Here is a 17894-nt window from a genome sequence, read left to right as displayed (position 1 = left end):
GGGTGGTCGCCGTCGGCGAGCGGGGGTCCGTACGCCGGGAATGGGTGAGCCGGAGGGCCCGACCGTAGAATCTTCAGGGTGTCTGCCCTCCCCCGCCCCGACCTGCGCGCCCTCGCGCGCGAGCGCATCCTCGTGCTGGACGGTGGCTACGGCACGCTGCTGCAGCAGCAGGGCCTGGAGGAGGAGGACTTCCACGGGCCGGCGCAGGACCCCGCGTGGGAGCCGCTGCGCGAGGTCACCCTCCGGGGCAACTTCGACCTGCTGGCGCTGACCCGGCCCGACGTCCTCGCCCAGGTGCACCGGTCCTACCTCGAGGCGGGTGCCGACCTGCTGACGACCAACACCTTCACCTCGACCACCATCGCGCAGGCCGACTACGACGCGGGCCACCTCGCGCACGCGATGAACGTCGCCTCCGCCCGGGTCGCCCGCGCGGTCGCCGACGAGGTGGAGGCCGAGACCGGCCAGCCCCGGTGGGTGGTCGGGACGCTCGGCCCGACCAACCGGACCGCCTCCCTGTCCCCCGACGTGGAACGCCCCGAGTTCCGGGCGATCACGTACGACCAGCTGCGCGAGGCCTACGCCGAGCAGGTCGACGGGTTGCTCGAGGGCGGCGCGGACGTGCTCATGGTCGAGACGGTCTTCGACACCCTCAACGCCAAGGCGGCCCTGCACGCGGTGGGTGACGTGCTCGACGCCCGGGAGTCGGTGGGTCACGCCCGGGTCCCGGTCATGCTGTCCGGCACCATCACCGACGCCTCCGGGCGCACCCTGTCCGGCCAGACCCCGGAGGCCTTCGCGGTCTCCACCGAGCACGTCGACCTGGCCTCGGTCGGCCTCAACTGCGCTCTCGGCGCGGAGGAGATGCGCCCGCACCTGCGCGAGCTCGGGGGCGCGAGCGTGGCCCTGACCTCGGTGCACCCCAACGCCGGGCTGCCGAACGCCTTCGGGGGCTACGACGACACCCCGCAGGAGATGGCCGAGGTCCTCGGCGACATGGCCCGGGAGGGCCTGGTCAACATCGTCGGCGGCTGCTGCGGCACCACGCCCGAGCACATCCGGGCCATCGCCGAGGCGGTCGACGGGGTCGAGCCGCGCCGCGCGCCCGAGCCCACGGCATACCTGCGGACCTCCGGGCTGGAGGCGTTCACCCTCACCCCGGACGTGAACTTCGTCAACGTCGGCGAGCGGACCAACCTCACCGGCAGCCCGAAGTTCGCGAGGGCCGTCCGGGAGGGCGACTGGGACGCCGCCGTCGCCATCGCCCGGCAGCAGGTCGAGGCCGGCGCCCAGATCGTCGACGTCAACGTCGACGAGGGCATGCTCGACGGGCCGGAGACGATGACCCACTTCCTCAACCTGCTGGCCGGGGAGCCGGACGTCGCCCGGGTGCCGGTGATGATCGACTCCTCGCGCTGGGAGGTGCTGGAGGCCGGGCTGCGGTGCATCCAGGGCAAGGGCGTCGTCAACAGCCTCTCGCTCAAGGACGGCGAGGCCGAGTTCCTGCGCCGGGCGGCCGTGGTGCGGCGCTACGGCGCGGCCGTCGTCGTCATGGCCTTCGACGAGACCGGTCAGGCCGACACCTACCAGCGCCGCATCGAGGTCTGCCGCCGCGCCTACGACCTGCTGACGACACCCAGCGCGGCGCTGGCCGACCCCTTCCCGGCGCACGACGTCATCTTCGACCCCAACATCCTCACCGTCGCCACCGGCATGAGCGAGCACGACCGCTACGCCCTGGACTTCATCGAGGCGACCCGGTGGATCAAGGAGAACCTGCCCGGCGCCCTGGTCTCCGGGGGCGTCTCCAACGTGTCGTTCTCCTTCCGGGGCAACAACGTCGTCCGCGAGGCCATGCACTCGGTCTTCCTCTTCCACGCCATCGGGGCCGGGCTCGACATGGGCATCGTCAACGCCGGGATGCTGGGGGTCTACGCCGACCTCGACCCCGAGCTGCGGGACGTGGTGGAGGATGTCGTCCTCGCCCGCCGCGAGGACGCCACCGAGCGGCTCATCGAGCTGGCCGAGCGGATCAAGGCCGAGAGCGAGGGGGCCGCGCCGGGTGAGCGCTCGGCCGCCGCCGCGGCCAAGCTGGCGTGGCGCGACGCGCCGGTCGCCGAGCGACTGCGGCACGCGCTCGTGCAGGGCGTCGACACGTATGCCGTGGAGGACGCCGAGGAGGCCTACCAAGAGCTCGGCAGCGCGCTCGCGGTCATCGAGGGCCCGCTCATGGCCGGGATGGACGTCGTCGGCGACCTCTTCGGCGCCGGCAAGATGTTCCTCCCGCAGGTGGTGAAGTCGGCCCGGGTGATGAAGAAGGCGGTGGCCCACCTCACCCCCTACCTCGAGGCGGCGGCCGCGGAGACCGGTGGGCACAGCAAGGGCCGGGTCGTCATGGCCACGGTCAAGGGCGACGTGCACGACATCGGCAAGAACATCGTCGGCGTGGTGCTGGGGTGCAACGGCTACGAGGTCACCGACCTCGGGGTCATGGTCCCCGCGGAGAAGATCCTGGCCACCGCCGACGAGCTCGGCGCCGAGGTCATCGGGGTCTCCGGGCTCATCACGCCCAGCCTGGACGAGATGGTCTCGCTGGCCACCGAGATGCAGCGCCGCGGCCTCACCACCCCGTTGCTCATCGGGGGGGCCACGACCTCCCCCGCCCACACCGCGGTGAAGATCGACCCGGCCTACGAGGGGACGGTCGTGCACGTCGTCGACGCCTCCCGGGCGGTGGGGGTCGTCGCGGACGCCATCCACCACGAGGAGAAGCTGCGCGACCGGGTGGCCGGGTCCTACGCCGAGCTGCGCGAGCGGCACGGCGCCAAGGACGTGCGGCTGGTGCCGCTGGAGGAGGCCCGGGCCAGCACCCGGGCGGTGGCCGACCCGGTGCCGGTGGCCCCTCGGCTGCTCGGCACCCGGGTGGTCGAGCCGACGCTGGCCGAGCTGGTGGAGATCGTGGACTGGACGCCGTTCTTCACCGCCTGGGAGCTGCGCGGGTCCTACCCCCGCATCCTCGAGGACCCCAAGGTCGGCGCGCAGGCCCGGGCGACCTGGGAGGACGGGCAGCGCTGGCTGGACCGGGTCCTCGACGAGGGCCTGTTCACCCCCCGGGGCGTCGTCGGTCTGTGGCCCGCCCGGCGGTCCGCCGACGGCGACGACATCGTGCTCGACACAGGACCAGGCGCGGCGGGGAGCTCGACGGTGGTGCTGCATACCCTCCGGCAGCAGAAGGAGCGGCGCCAGGGCGGGTATGCCGCGCTCGCCGACTTCGTGGCGCCCGTGGGCGACCACGTGGGGGCGTTCGCGGTGTCGATCCACGGGGCGGACACGCTCGCGGCGCGGCTGCGCGAGCAGGAGCACGACGACTACGGCGCGATCATGGTGCAGGTCCTGGCCGACCGGCTCGCCGAGGCGTTCGCCGAGTGGGTGCACCGGGAGGTGCGCACCGAGCTGTGGGGCTACGCACCCGACGAGGACCTCGCGCCGCACGACCTCATCAAGGAGCGCTACGACGGCATCCGCCCCGCACCGGGCTACCCCGCCCAGCCGGACCACACCGAGAAGTTCACCCTGTGGTCGCTGCTGGACGCGCAAGAGCAGGCCGGGATGACGCTGACCGAGCACGGGGCGATGAGCCCGAACAGCGCGGTCTCCGGGCTCATCGTGGGCCACCCGGAGTCGCGCTACTTCTCCGTCGGGCGGATCGGCAGCGACCAGGTCGAGGACTACGCACGGCGCAAGGGCTGGGACGTCGTCACCGCGGAGCGCTGGCTGGGACCGCTGCTCCACTGAGCGGTCGGACAGGCTGTTCACGGCGGCGCCTTGTACCTCATTCCCGCTCCGCGCGCATCGTGACCTGACCGTTGTCTACGTAACGTTCCTGTCACGAAGCGGCGCTGAACCCCCTCTGGACCTGCGGTGGAGGATCTGACGTTGCTACTTTCTTGGGACCCGTGTGCCCCCGATCACAGGAGTCCCGTGGCCTCCATCTCCGCCGAGAAGCTCTACAAGGTCTTCGGCCGCCGCCCGCAACGCGGCGTCGACGCCCTCGAGAGCGGCGCCACCCGCGCCGACCTGCGTCAGCAGGGGTTGACCCCTGCCGTCATCGACGCCTCCTTCGACGTCAAGGAGGGGGAGATCTTCGTCGTCATGGGCCTGTCCGGCTCGGGCAAGTCCACCCTCATCCGCATGGTCAACGGGCTGCTCGAGCCGACCGCTGGCACGGTGTCGATCGACGGCGACGACATCACCCGGCTCACCGGCGAGAAGCTGCGCCGGGTCCGCCGCGACAAGGTCAGCATGGTCTTCCAGCACTTCGCGCTGCTGCCCCACCGCACGGTCGGGGAGAACGCCGCCTACGCCCTGGAGATCAGCGGGGTCAGCCGGTCCGAGCGCGAGAAGAAGGCCGACCGGGCGCTGGACATGGTCGGCCTCGGCGGCTGGGGCGGGTCGCTGCCCGGCGAGCTCTCCGGCGGGATGCGCCAGCGCGTCGGGCTGGCCCGGGCGCTGGCCTCCGGCACCGACATCATGCTCATGGACGAGGCCTTCAGCGCCCTGGACCCGCTCATCCGGCGGGACATGCAGGACCAGCTCATCGAGCTGCAGCACGAGCTGGGCAAGACGATCCTGTTCATCACCCACGACCTCAACGAGGCCATGCGTCTCGGCGACCGGATCGCGATGATGCGTGACGGACGCATCGAGCAGATCGGCAGCGCCGAGGAGATCCTCAACAACCCGGTGAACAACTACGTCGCGGAGTTCGTCCAGGACGTCGACCGCACCCGGGTGCTCACGGCCGCCAACATCATGGAGCCGCCGGTGGCCGTCCTCGGGACCGAGCAGGGTCCGCAGACCGCGCACAAGCTCATGCGCGAGCACCAGACCACGATCCTTCCCGTGGTCCGCCGGGACCGCACGCTGGCGGGCCTCGTCCGCGAACGCGACGTGGCGACCGCCGTCCGGGACGGCGGGGAGTTGCGGGTGGTGCCTGCCGAGCAGGTCGGCGTCGTCCGTGCCGGGGACCACCTGGTCGACCTCTTCGGGCACGCCACCGAGCACGCCCTCCTGATCGTGCTGGACGAGCAGGACAAGGTCGCGGGCGTCATCCCTCGCGTCACCCTGCTCGCCGCGCTGCGCTCCAGCCCGCCCGCGGCGGACGAGGACGGCGGCCAGCCGGCCACGACCCCCGACGCCCAGCTGCAGCCGACCGGAGGTGTCGCATGAACGAGAACGACTCGATCGTCCCCCGGATCCCCGTCGGCGAGTGGGGGGACAGTGTGCTCGAGTGGATCAACGACAACTTCGAGTGGCTGCTCGACTTCGTGTCGACCGTCCTGGACTTCCTGGTCACCACGCTGACCGACGCCCTGGTGACCGTGCCGGCCCTGATCCTGGTCGTGGTGTTCGCCCTGCTCGGGATGCTGGTCCGTTCGTGGGAGCTGGCCCTCGGCACGGTCATCACCTTCCTGCTCGTCATCGCGATGGACCAGTGGGTGACCGCGATGCAGACCCTCGCGCTTGTCCTCATCGCCACGTTGGTGGCGATCCTCATCGCCGTCCCGATCGGCATCCTCGCCGCGCGCAACGACCAGGTCAGCGCCGTCGTCCGGCCGGTGCTGGACTTCATGCAGACGATGCCGGCCTTCGTCTACCTCATCCCGGCCGTGGTGTTCTTCGGCATCGGCGTGGTGCCCGGCATCTTCGCCACGGTCATCTTCGCCCTCCCTCCGGGGGTCCGGCTCACCGAGCTCGGCATCCGCGGGGTGGACTCGGAGACCGTCGAGGCGGGCCAGGCCTTCGGCGCCACCCCGGGCCAGATCCTGCGCGGGATCCAGCTTCCCCTGGCCACGCCGACCATCATGGCCGGCGTCAACCAGGTCATCATGCTGTCGCTGTCCATGGCCGTCATCGCCGGCATCGCCGGAGCCGACGGGCTGGGCAAGGAGGTCGTGGCCTCCATCTCGACGCTCAACGGGCCGCAGGGCATCGAGGCGGGCCTGTCCGTGGTCATCATCGCCATCTACCTCGACCGGGTGACCGCCGCGCTGGGCCGACCCGGCGACTACCCGCACTCGGGGCTGAGCATGCTCCGCCGCCGGTCCAACGGCGGCGGCGACGCCTCGGACAGCGACACGGCGCAGGACGAGGCCGACGAGCGGGTCGAGGGCGGCGCCGACAAGGGTCGCGGACTCGCTCAGGTCGGGCCGTGACATCGACCGAACCGAACGGAGCGCCTGACGGGCGCTCGCACCATACGAAGGGAAACCACCAGAAATGATGCTTCGACGCAACCGCACGATGACCCTGGCCGGGGCCGCCCTGGCCACCAGCCTGACCCTCGCCGCCTGCGGCGGTGGGGACTCCGGCGGCGACACCGGTGACGGTGACTCGGGTGAGCCGGCGGCCGGTGGTGCCGAGGGCACCATCACCATGGGCTTCATCCCGTCCTGGACGGACGGGCTGTCCACCGCCTACCTCCTGGAGGACCAGCTCACCAAGCTCGGCTACGAGGTCGAGATGGAGGAGCTCACCGAGGCCGCCCTGCTCTACACCGGGCTGGCCGAGGGCGACGTCGACATGTACCCCTCGGCGTGGCCCGAGGTGACCCACGCCCAGTACATGGAGGAGTACGGCGACCGCATCGAGGACCTCGGCGCCTACTACGACAACGCGAAGCTGACCTTCGCGGTGCCGACCTACACCGAGATCGAGTCCATCTCCGAGCTCACCGGCAATGCCGACATGTTCAACGGGCAGATCATCGGGATCGAGCCGGGCGCGGGTCTCACCGCCGCCACGCAGGACTCGGTCATGCCGACCTACGAGCTGGAGGGCGACTACGAGCTGGTCACCTCCTCGACCTCCGCCATGCTCACCGAGCTGGAGAGCGCCATCGACGCCGAGGAGGACATCGTCGTCACGCTGTGGCAGCCCTTCTGGGCCAACAGCGCCTTCGACATCAAGACCCTCGAGGACCCGGAGGGGGCGCTCGGCGAGGCCGAGGCGCTGCACTTCCTCGGCACGCAGGGCTTCGCCGAGGAGTTCCCGGAGGCCGCCGAGCTCATCGCCGGCATCCAGCTGGACGACGAGGAGTACGGCGCGCTCGAGGACATGGTCGTCAACGAGTACGGCGAGGGCCAGGAGACCGAGGCCATCGACGCCTTCCTGGAGGAGTACCCCGACGCCTTCGACACCATGGTCACCGAAGAGGGCTGAGCCCCACCGCACGATCCGAGGGCCCCGCGGCGCACCTGCCGCGGGGCCCTCGGTCTGTCGAGAAGGCGTCGTCCACAGATGGATGCTCAGCCTGTCCGCGCCTCGCGGCACGGCGTAGGGTGGCGGTCATGACGGCGATGAACATCGAACGCAAGGTGCGCCAGCTCGACAACGACGTCTCCGAGATCTACACCATGCTCTTCGACATCCAGGGCACGCAGAAGCGGCACACCCACCGCCTCGACGAGCTCGGGACCGACATCGCCGACCTCGGTACCAAGATGGATGCCGTGCAGACACGCCTGACCGGGGTCGAGACCACCATGGATGCCGTGGAGACACGGCTGACCGGGGTCGAGACCAAGATCGACGAGGTGCTGGACATCCTGCGGAGCTGATCCCCGGCCGCCGTAGGTGGTGCGGCGTCGGCGGCGATTTCCCGACCCGCACGACCGCTTGGAAGACTGGGCCACCATGTCCACCACGTCCCGCATCTCCGTCGAGCTCGTCCCGCGCAGCGCCGAGTCGGTCCGCGGCGAGATGCTGCAGGTCCGTGAGCACCTCACGACCGTGGACACGGTCAACATCCCCGACCTGGTGAAGTTCGACCTGCGCAGCTGGGCGGCAACCCAGGTCGCCCGGGAGTCGACCACCCGGGGCGACGGCACGGCATACCGGACGATCCCGCACATCCGGGCCGCGGACGTGGACCCCGACGCCGAGCTCCCCATGGCGCAGGAGGCGCGGCGCACCGGTGAGCTGCTCGTGGTGTCCGGCGACGACGCCGACTACTTCCACTCCGCGACCTACCCGGTGGACGCCGTCGACGTCATCCGGCGGCTGCGCAGCGAGCTGCCCGGGGTGACGATCTACGCCGGCCTGGACCCCTACCGGCAGGCGATGACCACCGAGATGCGCTACCTCGACCGCAAGCTCGCGGCCGGCGCCAGCGGCATCTTCACCCAGCCGTTCTTCGACGTGCACCTCATGGCGGCGTGGGCCTCGGTCCTTCCCTCCGACCTGCCCGTGTGGTGGGGCGCGACGTCGGTGACGACGGACGGGGCGATGGGCTACTGGCGCCGCCGCAACCGGGTGGTCTTCCCCCGTGGCTTCGACACCTCGATCGGCTGGCAGCGCGACTTCGCCCGGCGCGTCGTCGACTTCGCCCGCGACCGCGGCCACCACGCCTACCTCATGCCGGTGCGCGCCCCGCTGCTGGACTACCTCGGCGGTGTCCTGGACGAGGCCTGACCTGCGGCGGCCCGGGTCTGTCGTACCCCGCTGCGAGAGTGCCCGGATGACGACGAGGTGGGGGACACGCTCCGGTGACCCGCTCGCCGCCGACGCCCGGCTCGGGGAGCCCACCCGGCCGGTCGCCGGGGAGGGCGACGGGAGGGTCCGCCGCGCGGTCGTCCTCATCCACGGGATCGGCGAGCAGGAGCCGACGGGCACCCTGCGGGGTTTCCTCGACGGTCTGGGCGTGGGCCGCGCGGCCTGGAGCAAGCCGGACCGGCTCAGCGACAACCTCGAGCTGCGCCGCATGGCCCTCTACGGGCGCTCCTCCCGCCGCGCCCCGACCGACCTCTACGAGCTCTACTGGGCCCACCACGCGCCGACGTCGAGCGCGCCTCAGGTCCTGGCCTGGCTGGGCCGGCTGCTGCGCCGACGGTCCGGGTGGGCCGGCGGCCCCGCCGCCCCCGCTCTCAACGTGCTGACCCTCGGGCTGCTGCTCACGGTCGCGGTGGCGGCGCTCATCGCCGTCGTCATGGTCTCCCGCGAGGGGGTGCGGGCCTGGCTCACCCAGCCGCCCTTCTGGGTGGCCGCCGGGCTGGCCGGGGCGCAGGCGGCGGTGCGTCCGTTGCTCACCCGGCGCCTGGCGGACGCCGAGCGCTACCTCACGCCCGACCCGTCGGGGGTCGCCGCCCGCACCGACATCCGCACCGAGGGGCTGGAGCTCATGCGGCGGCTGCACACCTCCGGCGTCTACGACGAGATCGCCGTGGTGGGCCACTCCCTCGGCTCGGTCATCGGCTACGACATCCTGCGGCTCTTCTGGGACGAGGCACGTCACCCCACCTTCGAGAAGGCCGGCCCGCAGCCGGAGGCCGAGCGCCTGGTGCACGACTACAGCGACCCGCTGGGCCTGGAGGCCGGGGAGGTCGAGGTGTTCCAGCACGTGCAGCGCCGGCTCTGGCGGGAGTGCCGGGAGCGCGGCGTGCCCTGGCTCGTCACCGACTTCCTCACCCTGGGGTCGCCGCTGGCGCACGGCCGCCTCCTGCTCGACACCCGGGCCTCCTCGCTGCAGCGCCGGCAGGACGACCTCGAGCTGCCCATGTGCCCGCCGATGCCCTCGCTGGCCCCGTCCGCGGACGCCGACGAGCGCTCGGCGTCCTTCTACCCCGCGGTGCTGCGTCGGGGCGACCTCGAGCGGACGGTCCTCGTCGGCAACCACGGCGCCCCCTTCGGGCCGACCCGGTGGACCAACCTCTACTTCCCGGCGCGGTGGCTCGCGTTCGGCGACCCGGTGGGCGGGCCGCTGCGCGGGGTCCTGGGCACCGGCATCCGCGACGTGGCGGTGCACCACACGGGTCGGCACCACCCCTGGTGGCACCGCCTGCTGCCGCTGCACGACCACCTGCGCTACTGGGACCCGCTGCCGGGTGACGGCCGGCGCCGGGCCACTACGGTGGAGTGCGTGCCGACGATCCGGGCCGTCCTGGGCCTGGAGCCGGAGCCCGGCACCGACCAGGACCTGACCGGTGACCGAGGAGACGACCGATGACGCAGCCGCGCAGCTACCCCGGCCCCAGGATCGTCGTCGCGCAGGACGTCGACGCCGACCCGCAGACCCTGTATGCCGCGTGGACGGACCCGCAGGTCCTCGCCACCTGGTGGTGGCCCGGTCTGCCGGACACCCGGCACACCGTGGACGCGACCGAGGGCGGTCGCTTCGCGGTCAGCTCGCAGGTCGCCTCGCTCGGTGCCGCGGGGCACTTCACCCGGCTGGAGCCGCCCTCGCTGGTCCAGCTGGCGTGGCGGTGGGAGACCGGGGAGGGTCAGGCCGAGGACGACCTGGTGACGATCACGCTCACCGGGCACTCGCACGGCACCCTCGTCGTGCTGACCCACGAGATCGCCCAGGCCGACGCGGACACCTCCATGCGCGACGGCTGGATCGGTGCGCTCACCGCCCTGGCGGCGACGGTCGGCCGGCCGTCGCACTGAGCCATCCGTCGGGTTGCGCGACCCGTCACGTTGAGCCGCCCGTCACGTTGAGCCGCCTCCCGCGGCGCGGGCGACGCCGGCGAGTTCGGCGCGCTCCTCAGAGCCGGCGGAAGCTCGTCGCCAGCAGGACCGGCTCGCCGACGGCATCGCTGGCGTCCAGGTCGCACTCGGCCTCGATCACCCAGTCCAGGTCGCCGTCGGGGTCGGTGACGGTCTGGGTCACCCGCCAGACCCGCTGGGCGGTGCCGTCGCCGATCCGCGCCTGGGCCGGTGGCACCGGCTCGACCCGCAGGTGCTGGGGGCCGCGGGCGTCGGCGTCGAGGACCACCTGGTCGTGCTCGTCGTAGAACGCCCCGACCCCTTCGTCCCAGTCCTGCCGCGTGAGGAGCGGCTCGATCGCCGGCTCGGGCAGGGCCGCCACCTGGGCCTCGAGGTCGCCCAGCGCCTCCCAGGCGTCGTCGGCGACCAGCTCCACCCGACGCCACATGGCGTTGCGCACCATGACCCGGAAGGCGCGCTCGTTGCCGGTGATGGGCCGCGCCGGGGGCGGCGGCGCCCCGGCGGCGGCCTGCCGGGCCGCCTCCGCGACCCGGTCCGGGTCGGTCAGCGCCTCCCACTCCTCCAGCAGCGAGGAGTCGGTCTGCCGGATCGTCTCACCGAGCCAGTGGACGAGGTCGTGCAGCTGCTCGGTGTAGGCCGACTCCGGGACCGTCTGGCGCAGCGTGCGGTAGGCATCGGTCAGGTAGCGCAGCACCACGCCCTCGGAGCGGGCGAGCTGGTAGTAGCCGACGAACTCGGTGAAGCTCATCGCCCGCTCCCACATGTCCCGGACCACCGCCTTGGGCGACAGCGCGTCCTCGCGCACCCAGGGGTGGGACTGTCGGTAGGTCGACAGCGTGGCCTGCAGCAGCTCGGCCAGCGGCTGCGGCCAGCTGACCTCCTCCAGCTGGGCCATCCGCTCGTCGTAGTCCACCCCGTCGGCCTTCATCCGCGCCACCGCCTCCCCGCGGGCCCGGTAGCGCTGGGCGAGCAGGACGGGCATGGGGTCGTCGAGCACCGCCTCGACGACCGAGACCACGTCGAGCGGGTAGGTGGGGGCCTCCGGGTCGAAGAGGTCCAGCGCGGCCAGCGCGAACGGCGCGAGCGGCTGGTTGAGGGCGAAGTTCTCCGCCACGCCCGGCCCGAGGTCGATGGTGCGGCCCCCGTCGCCCGGGGGGTCCAGGCGCACCAGCACCTCCGTGTCCAGCAGGGAGCGTCCCAGGCTCACCGCCTGCCGGGCCAGCCGGTTCTGTGCCGCCGGGGTCTCGTGGTTGTCCCGCAGGAGCCGGGTCAGGTGGGTGACCGGGTCTCCGCGGCGGGCGACCGTGTTGAGGATGACCGCGTGGTCGACCCTCAGTTTCGACTGCAACGACTCCGGCTCGGCGCCGACGAGCTTGGCGTAGGTCTGCTCGCTCCAGGAGACGAAGCCCTCGGGCGGCTTCTTGCGCTGCACGCGTCTCTGCTTCTTCGGGTCGTCCCCGGCCTTGGTCAGCGCGCGCGCGTTCTCGATCGTGTGCTCGGGGGCCTGCACCACGACATACCCCGAGGTGTCGAAACCGGGGCGCCCGGCTCGACCGGCGATCTGGTGGAACTCCCGGACACGCAGGACCCGCTGCCGGGAGCCGTCGAACTTGGCGAGCCCGGTGAAGAGGACGGTGCGGATGGGCACGTTGATGCCGACCCCGAGGGTGTCGGTGCCGCAGATGACCTTGAGCAGCCCGTCCTGGGCGAGCTGCTCCACGAGCCGGCGGTAGCGCGGCAGCATCCCGGCGTGGTGCACCCCGATGCCGTGCCGGACGAGCTGGGACAGGGTGCGTCCGAAGCCCGCGGTGAACCGGAACGCGCCGATCCGGGTGCGGATCGCCTCCTTCTCGGCCGCGTCGACGAGCTTGGGCACCGACAGCAGCGACTGCGCGCGCTCCAACGCCTCCCGCTGGGTGAAGTGGACGACGTAGATCGGCGCCTGGCGCTCCTCCAGCAGCTCGGTGATCGTGTCCGGCAGCGGGGTCATGGCGAGGGACTCCGCGAAGTGCAGCGGGACCGGCCGCTCGGCGCCGGCGACGAGGGCGGTATGCCGTCCGGTGCGCCGGGTGAGGTCCTCGCTGAACCGGCTCGTGTCGCCCAACGTGGCCGACATGAGGACGAACTGCGCCTGCGGCAGCGTGAGCAGCGGCACCTGCCAGGCCCAGCCGCGCTGGCCGTCGCCGTAGTAGTGGAACTCGTCCATGACGACGACCCCGATGTCGGCGCCCTCCCCCTCGCGCAGGGCGATGTTGGCCAGCACCTCGGCGGTGCAGACGACGATCGGGGCGTCGGCGTTGACGGCTGCGTCGCCGGTGAGCATGCCGACGTTCTCCGCGCCGAAGGTCCGGCAGGCGTCGAAGAACTTCTCGCTGACCAGGGCCTTGATCGGCGCGGTGAGGAAGGCGACCTCGTCGCGGGCCAGCGCGAGGAAGCAGGCCGCCGTCGCGACGAGCGACTTGCCGCTGCCGGTCGGTGTGGCGAGGACGACGTTGCTGCCCTCGAGCAGGTGCAGCAGCGCCTCCTCCTGGTGGGGGTAGAGCGTCGTGCCGCGGTCGGCCGCCCAGGCGGCGAAGGTGTCGAAGATCGTGTCGGCGTCGGGGGTGCCGCCACCCTCTCCCGTGGACGGGAGCCGGTCGGTCAGGGTCTGGTCGGTGGCCATCTCCTCCATTGTCGGTGATGGGCGCCCGAGGGCCCGCCTCGCCGCGCGTCGCCCCGGTGGCGTGGGGCACGATGGGCAGATGCTCAGCGTCGATCTCGCCCGCCGGCTGCACGAGGCCGGCCTCATCTGGTCGCCCCTCGCCGGGGACCGCTTCGTCGTGGACCGCTCCGGGATGACGCACGACGTCTTCTACCTCGCCGACATGACCGTGGAGGTGCACGAGTTCGTGGGCGGCTCGGTGATCGGCTTCAACGGGGTCGCCGAGTGGGCCCTGGACTCGGTGGCGCTGGACGACACCACCTGGCTCCCCCGGGAGGACCAGCTGCGGGCGGTGCTGGGTCACGACTTCGTCGGGCTGGGGCTGCGCCGCAGCGACGACGAGGGCAACGACGACCACGGGGGGATCGAGTATGCCGTGGTCGCGCTGGTCGAGGGCTCGCCCACGACCTTCGCCCACCGGGACGCCGAGGAGGCCTACGGGCTCGCCACCCTGGCGGTGCTCCGCACCCGCCACTGAGGCTCAGCGGCGGATGGTGACCTGCGGGGCGTAGAGCTCCATCGCGGCGAGCGCCCGCTCGTGCGCCTCGTCGCTGGACCCGGCGCAGGCGGCCGCCGCGACCTCGACGGTGCAGCCGGCGTCGGCGGCGGCCAGGGCGGTCGAGAGCACGCAGCAGTCGGTGGCGACCCCGGCCAGCACGAGGTGGGCGTCCGCACCGACGACGTCGTGCAGCCGCTCGCCCCACTTGCCGAAGGTCGGCTCGGTGACCGTGTGCGGGAGCCGCAGGTCGGCGATCTCGTCGACCAGGTCGAAGATCGGGTCGTGCTGCTCGCGGTCGGCGAAGGGGAAGCGCTCGAGGTAGGCGACCCAGGAGCCGTGGCGGACGTGCGGAGGCACCCAGCGGGTCTGGACGACCCGGCCGGCGTGCTCGTCCACCAGCGTCCGGATGGGCCCGAGCGTCTCGGCGAACCGGGGGGCGCACCACTCCGAGGCCGGGTCGGCGAAGATCCGTTGGGCGTCGACGACGACCAACCAGGGCTGCGACGTCATACCTGCTCCTCGAGCTCTTGGCGCCGCACGATGCGACGGCCGAGGACCAACCAGCCGACGAAGCCGATGGCGAGCGCCACCAGCACGCCGAGGTTGGCCCACGCCCAGGTGCCCTCCTTGCCGCCCAGCCCGAGCGGACCGAGCAGGTAGCCCTGCCAGTTGTTCCACGCGGCGGCGTCGGCGAAGGTGTTGATGACCAGGCCCCAGCCGACGACGGCGGCGACGCCCATGATCCCGACGGCGGTCCAGTTCCAGTCGCCGTAGCGGCCGCGGGGGTCGAACAGCGCCTGCTCGTCGTAGTCCCGCCGCCGGAGTGCGACGTCGGCCATGAGGATCCCTGCCCAGGCGGCGATCGGGACGCCCAGGGTGATGAGGAAGCTCTGGAAGGGGGCGAGGAAGCTCTGCGCGAAGAAGACGACCCAGATGGTGCCGAGGGTGAGGATGGTCCCGTCGATGAGCGCGGCGGCGGGTCGAGGGATGTCGATGCCGAGGGAGAGCAGGGTCAGGCCGGAGGAGTAGATGCCGAGGACCGCGCCGCTGACGAGGGCGAGGACGGCGGCCAGCAGGAAGGGGACGAGGAACCAGATCGGCAGGATCGTCGCCAGGGTGCCGATCGGGTCGTTGACGATGCCCTCCTCGAGCTCGGGCTGCGACCCGATGAGCAGCAGCCCGTAGAGGACGAGCAGGGTGGGGGCCAGGGCACCGCCCACGGTGTTCCACAGCACGATGGCGCCCCCGCTGGCGTCCCGACGCTGATACCGCGACCAGTCGGCGGCGATGTTGATCCAGCCCAGACCGAACCCCGTCATCAGCAGGACCAGCGCCCCGATGACCGCCTCGGTCGGACCGGCCTCGCGGGAGGTGACGGCGGCGAGGTCGATGCGGTCCAGCGTCATGAGGATGTAGGCGATCGTGGCGGCGCCGGTCAACCAGGTCAGGACCGACTGCATCCGCATGATCGTGTGGTAGCCCGCGACGGAGGCACCGACGATGAGCGCGGCGATCACCGCGCAGGCGAGCACCGAGGTGAGGGTGCCCCCGCCCCACCCCAGCTGGGTGAAGACGGTGGCGGTCGCCAGCACGGCCATGATGGCCAGGAACGTCTCCCAGCCCATCGAGATCAGCCAGGAGAAGACGCCGGGCACCTTCTGCCCGTTGACGCCGAAGGCGGCCCGCGAGAGGACCATCGTCGGGGCCGAGCCGCGCTTGCCGGCGATGGCGATGATGCCGCAGGCCAGGAAGGAGGCGACGACCCCCACGACGGTCACGAGGACCGCCTGGGCGAAGCTGATGCCGAAACCGAAGACGTAGCTCGCGTAGCTGATCCCGAAGACCGAGATGTTGGCGGCGAACCAGGGCCAGAAGAGGTCGTGCGGGCTGGCGGTCCGCTCGGCCTCCGCGATGATCTCGATGCCGTTGGTCTCGACCAGGCGCCGCTCGGTCTCGCTGAGCCGCGGCGCCGCTGCCGGGGGGGTCTGGCTCATGGGCCTACTGTCCCACAGCGGTGGGCTGGCGGTGTGTCGGTGCCACCCCCTACCGTGAGGGGTATGACGAAGCGCACGGCCTCCCTCTCCGCCCTGGTGGCGGCCGCCCTGGTCGGAGCCGCCCTGACGACGCCCGCGGTCGCGGCGCCCTCCCGCGGGCCGGACCGGCCGGTCGAGCTCGACGTGCGCTTCGCCACCTTCAACGCCTCCCTCAACCGGGCGAGCGAGGGGCAGCTCACCGCCGACCTCTCCACCGGCGAGGACCAGCAGGCCCGCAACGTGGCCGAGACGATCCAGCGCGCCGCCCCGGACGTGGTGCTGGTCAACGAGTTCGACTACGCCCGGGACAACGTCGACCTCTTCCGGGACCACTACCTCGCGGTCGGCCAGGACGGCGCGGAGCCGATCGACTACCCGTACGCCTACATCGCCCCCTCCAACACCGGGGTCCCCAGCGGGTTCGACCTCAACAACGACGGCGAGGTCGGTGGGCCGGACGACGCCTACGGCTTCGGGGAGTTCCCCGGGCAGTACGGCATGGTCGTCTACTCCCGCTTCCCGATCGAGACGGACGCCGTCCGCACCTTCCAGCGCTTCCGCTGGACCGACATGCCGGGCAACCTCATCCCGAGCGGGTTCTACGACCAGCAGGAGCGTCGGGCGCTGCGTCTGTCGAGCAAGTCGCACTGGGACGTGCCGATCCGGGTCGGCAACAAGACCGTCCACCTGCTCGCCGCGCACCCGACTCCCCCGACGTTCGACGGCCCGGAGGACCGCAACGGACGCCGCAACCACGACGAGATCCGCTTCTGGGCCGACTACGTGGCGGGCCCGCAGCACTCGCGCTACATCTACGACGACCGCGGTCGCACCGGTGGACTGCGTCCGGGCGAGCGCTTCGTCATCGCGGGCGACTACAACGCCGACCCCGTCGACGGGGACTCCCGAGACGGCGCGATCAACCAGCTGCTCGACCACCCTCGTGTGAGCACCCAGCTGGTGCCGGACAGCGACGGGGCGGTCGAGGCGGCCGAGGTGCAGGGTGGGGCCAACGACTCCCACGTCGGCGACCCGGCCTACGACACCGCTGACTTCAACGACGACCCGGAGCCGGGCAACCTGCGTGTCGACTACGTCCTGCCCAGCAGGTCCCTCCCGGTGCGGGACGCCGGCGTCTTCTGGCCCACGAGCGAGGACCCGCTCTTCGACCTCGTCGGCACCTTCCCCTTCCCCACCAGCGACCACCGCCTGGTCTGGACCGACGTCCGGTTGCCGCACCGCCGCTGAGCGGGCCGGTTACGGTGGGGGCATGACGGACGGCGCAGACGGGCGAGGGGCCAGGGACCCGCACCACAGCACGGGGGACGAGCAGGTGCCGCCCCTGCCGGGTCCGCCGGTCGGGGGACCCGGGGACGACGTCGACCGCCCGGTCACGATCGTCGGCGGCCCGGCCGCCGAGGACTCCCCCGACTGGCGACCGGGCCTCACGTCCGAGCAGGCCGAGCTGGCACGGCGCCCCGCCGCCCCGCCGACCCCCGCCCCGGCTCGCATCACGAGCTTCTTCAGCTCCACCCACCGCATCGGGCGCTGGCAGGTCCCCGAGGTCCTCACCGTGTCTGGTGGCTTCTCGGAGACGGTGCTCGACCTGCGTGAGGCGGTCGTCACCTCCGGTGTCGTGGAGCTGCGCCTCAACGACATCTTCTCCAGCTGCAAGGTCATCGTCCCGCGGGGCGTGGGGGTCGACGTGCAGGGTGGGAGCGCGCTCTTCAGCAGCCTCAGCGGCGACTACGAGGGGGTCTCGGACCCCGGTCGCTGGCGGCTCACCATAGCCCACCAGGGCGCCTTCAGCAGCGTGGAGATCGTCTCCCTGGACCCGGGCGAGAAGGAGCCCAAGTGGTGGCGCAAGCTGTTCTGAGGCACCGGTGACGGCGGCCGGCCTCAGGGGCAGGCAGCTGCGGCTAGCCTGGGACGTCGGAGCCGGTCCGCGACCACCGGTTCCGGGCCTCTAGCTCAATTGGCAGAGCTGCGGACTTTTAATCCGTAGGTTGTGGGTTCGAGCCCCACGGGGCCCACCGTTGTCGCGTGGCGATCGTCGGTGCACCGTCGCGGACTGTGCACTGCGGGGGGTTGCGCGACGCTCGGCAGCACTGCTTGGCTGGAACCCAGGACAGGAACCACTGCAACGACCGGAGTG

At 72.0% G+C, this 17894-nt stretch carries 14 protein-coding genes and 1 tRNA gene; 12 read left to right on the top strand and 3 right to left on the bottom strand.

From position 1 onward, the window contains the following. Window positions 1–78: 78 nt before the first annotated feature. From metH to Q0795_RS14370, 8 genes are all read left to right on the top strand, one after another. Complete coding sequence (metH, locus tag Q0795_RS14405) at window positions 79–3795, top strand: methionine synthase (protein WP_298890738.1); 3717 nt, start codon at window positions 79–81, stop codon at window positions 3793–3795. 186 nt (window positions 3796–3981) lie between these two features. Next, window positions 3982–5229 carry a glycine betaine/L-proline ABC transporter ATP-binding protein gene (locus tag Q0795_RS14400; protein ID WP_298890736.1) on the top strand — a complete coding sequence of 416 codons (1248 nt, stop codon included), beginning with the start codon at window positions 3982–3984 and terminating at the stop codon, window positions 5227–5229. After that, the gene (locus Q0795_RS14395; protein ID WP_298890734.1) at window positions 5226–6215 is read left to right on the top strand and encodes a proline/glycine betaine ABC transporter permease; all 990 of its coding nucleotides are present in this window, start codon (window positions 5226–5228) and stop codon (window positions 6213–6215) included. The genes Q0795_RS14400 and Q0795_RS14395 overlap by 4 nt, the downstream gene beginning before the upstream one ends. 67 nt (window positions 6216–6282) lie before the next feature. Then, window positions 6283–7221 (top strand): glycine betaine ABC transporter substrate-binding protein, encoded by a 939-nt coding sequence (locus Q0795_RS14390; protein WP_298890859.1) that lies wholly within the window; start codon window positions 6283–6285, stop codon window positions 7219–7221. Between the two features lie 128 nt (window positions 7222–7349). After that, window positions 7350–7619, top strand: coding sequence for a hypothetical protein (locus Q0795_RS14385; protein WP_298890732.1), 270 nt, complete (start codon window positions 7350–7352; stop codon window positions 7617–7619). 76 nt (window positions 7620–7695) lie between these two features. Further along, window positions 7696–8472 carry a methylenetetrahydrofolate reductase gene (locus tag Q0795_RS14380; RefSeq protein ID WP_298890730.1) on the top strand — a complete coding sequence of 259 codons (777 nt, stop codon included), beginning with the start codon at window positions 7696–7698 and terminating at the stop codon, window positions 8470–8472. Between the two features lie 46 nt (window positions 8473–8518). Then, window positions 8519–10003: a hypothetical protein gene (locus Q0795_RS14375; RefSeq protein WP_298890729.1), complete on the top strand. Its 1485-nt coding sequence runs from the start codon at window positions 8519–8521 to the stop codon at window positions 10001–10003. Next, a complete protein-coding gene (locus Q0795_RS14370; protein ID WP_298890727.1) occupies window positions 10000–10446 on the top strand; it encodes an SRPBCC family protein in 447 nt (148 codons plus the stop codon). Before Q0795_RS14375 ends, Q0795_RS14370 begins: the two co-directional genes overlap by 4 nt. A 97-nt stretch (window positions 10447–10543) precedes the next feature. Here the strand turns inward: Q0795_RS14370 and Q0795_RS14365 are convergent, their stop codons facing one another. Further along, the gene (locus Q0795_RS14365; protein WP_298890725.1) at window positions 10544–13168 is read right to left on the bottom strand and encodes an RNA helicase; all 2625 of its coding nucleotides are present in this window, start codon (window positions 13166–13168) and stop codon (window positions 10544–10546) included. A 79-nt stretch (window positions 13169–13247) separates the two neighbouring features. Between Q0795_RS14365 and Q0795_RS14360 the strand changes: the two genes are divergently transcribed. After that, window positions 13248–13685, top strand: coding sequence for a pilus assembly protein CpaE (locus tag Q0795_RS14360; protein WP_298890723.1), 438 nt, complete (start codon window positions 13248–13250; stop codon window positions 13683–13685). 3 nt (window positions 13686–13688) lie between these two features. On the opposite strand, the gene Q0795_RS14355 is transcribed toward Q0795_RS14360, so the two are convergent. Together Q0795_RS14355 and Q0795_RS14350 are read right to left on the bottom strand one after the other, a co-directional pair. Next, window positions 13689–14216: an isochorismatase family protein gene (locus Q0795_RS14355; RefSeq protein ID WP_298890722.1), complete on the bottom strand. Its 528-nt coding sequence runs from the start codon at window positions 14214–14216 to the stop codon at window positions 13689–13691. After that, complete coding sequence (locus Q0795_RS14350) at window positions 14213–15700, bottom strand: cytosine permease (RefSeq protein ID WP_298890721.1); 1488 nt, start codon at window positions 15698–15700, stop codon at window positions 14213–14215. Before Q0795_RS14350 ends, Q0795_RS14355 begins: the two co-directional genes overlap by 4 nt. Window positions 15701–15763: 63 nt before the next feature. On the opposite strand from Q0795_RS14350, the gene Q0795_RS14345 reads away from it, so the two are divergent. The 3 genes from Q0795_RS14345 to Q0795_RS14335 all read left to right on the top strand — a co-directional run bounded on the left by Q0795_RS14345 (window position 15764) and on the right by Q0795_RS14335 (window position 17772). Further along, window positions 15764–16987 carry an endonuclease/exonuclease/phosphatase family protein gene (locus tag Q0795_RS14345; protein WP_298890720.1) on the top strand — a complete coding sequence of 408 codons (1224 nt, stop codon included), beginning with the start codon at window positions 15764–15766 and terminating at the stop codon, window positions 16985–16987. Between the two features lie 22 nt (window positions 16988–17009). Next, window positions 17010–17615, top strand: a complete 606-nt coding sequence (locus Q0795_RS14340; RefSeq protein WP_298890718.1) for a LiaF domain-containing protein — start codon at window positions 17010–17012, stop codon at window positions 17613–17615. Between the two features lie 84 nt (window positions 17616–17699). Continuing rightward, window positions 17700–17772: transfer RNA gene (locus Q0795_RS14335), tRNA-Lys, on the top strand. Window positions 17773–17894: the final 122 nt, after the last annotated feature.

The organism is uncultured Serinicoccus sp. (assembly GCF_947487915.1).
Lineage (GTDB): Bacteria > Actinomycetota > Actinomycetes > Actinomycetales > Dermatophilaceae > Ornithinicoccus.
Note: the sequence above shows the minus strand (reverse complement) of the source record. Positions and strands in the feature narration are given on the sequence as shown.

Bases quoted from the DNA above. Each gene is read 5' to 3' on its own strand.
- Q0795_RS14375 (WP_298890729.1), top strand. From the start codon at position 8,519: ATGACGACGAGGTGGGGGACACGCTCCGGTGACCCGCTCGCCGCCGAC.
- Q0795_RS14365 (WP_298890725.1), bottom strand. From the start codon at position 13,168: ATGGCCACCGACCAGACCCTGACCGACCGGCTCCCGTCCACGGGAGAG.
- Q0795_RS14395 (WP_298890734.1), top strand. From the start codon at position 5,226: ATGAACGAGAACGACTCGATCGTCCCCCGGATCCCCGTCGGCGAGTGG.
- Q0795_RS14360 (WP_298890723.1), top strand. From the start codon at position 13,248: ATGCTCAGCGTCGATCTCGCCCGCCGGCTGCACGAGGCCGGCCTCATC.
- Q0795_RS14345 (WP_298890720.1), top strand. From the start codon at position 15,764: ATGACGAAGCGCACGGCCTCCCTCTCCGCCCTGGTGGCGGCCGCCCTG.
- Q0795_RS14380 (WP_298890730.1), top strand. From the start codon at position 7,696: ATGTCCACCACGTCCCGCATCTCCGTCGAGCTCGTCCCGCGCAGCGCC.
- Q0795_RS14370 (WP_298890727.1), top strand. From the start codon at position 10,000: ATGACGCAGCCGCGCAGCTACCCCGGCCCCAGGATCGTCGTCGCGCAG.
- Q0795_RS14385 (WP_298890732.1), top strand. From the start codon at position 7,350: ATGACGGCGATGAACATCGAACGCAAGGTGCGCCAGCTCGACAACGAC.
- Q0795_RS14350 (WP_298890721.1), bottom strand. From the start codon at position 15,700: ATGAGCCAGACCCCCCCGGCAGCGGCGCCGCGGCTCAGCGAGACCGAG.
- Q0795_RS14390 (WP_298890859.1), top strand. From the start codon at position 6,283: ATGCTTCGACGCAACCGCACGATGACCCTGGCCGGGGCCGCCCTGGCC.
- Q0795_RS14355 (WP_298890722.1), bottom strand. From the start codon at position 14,216: ATGACGTCGCAGCCCTGGTTGGTCGTCGTCGACGCCCAACGGATCTTC.
- Q0795_RS14340 (WP_298890718.1), top strand. From the start codon at position 17,010: ATGACGGACGGCGCAGACGGGCGAGGGGCCAGGGACCCGCACCACAGC.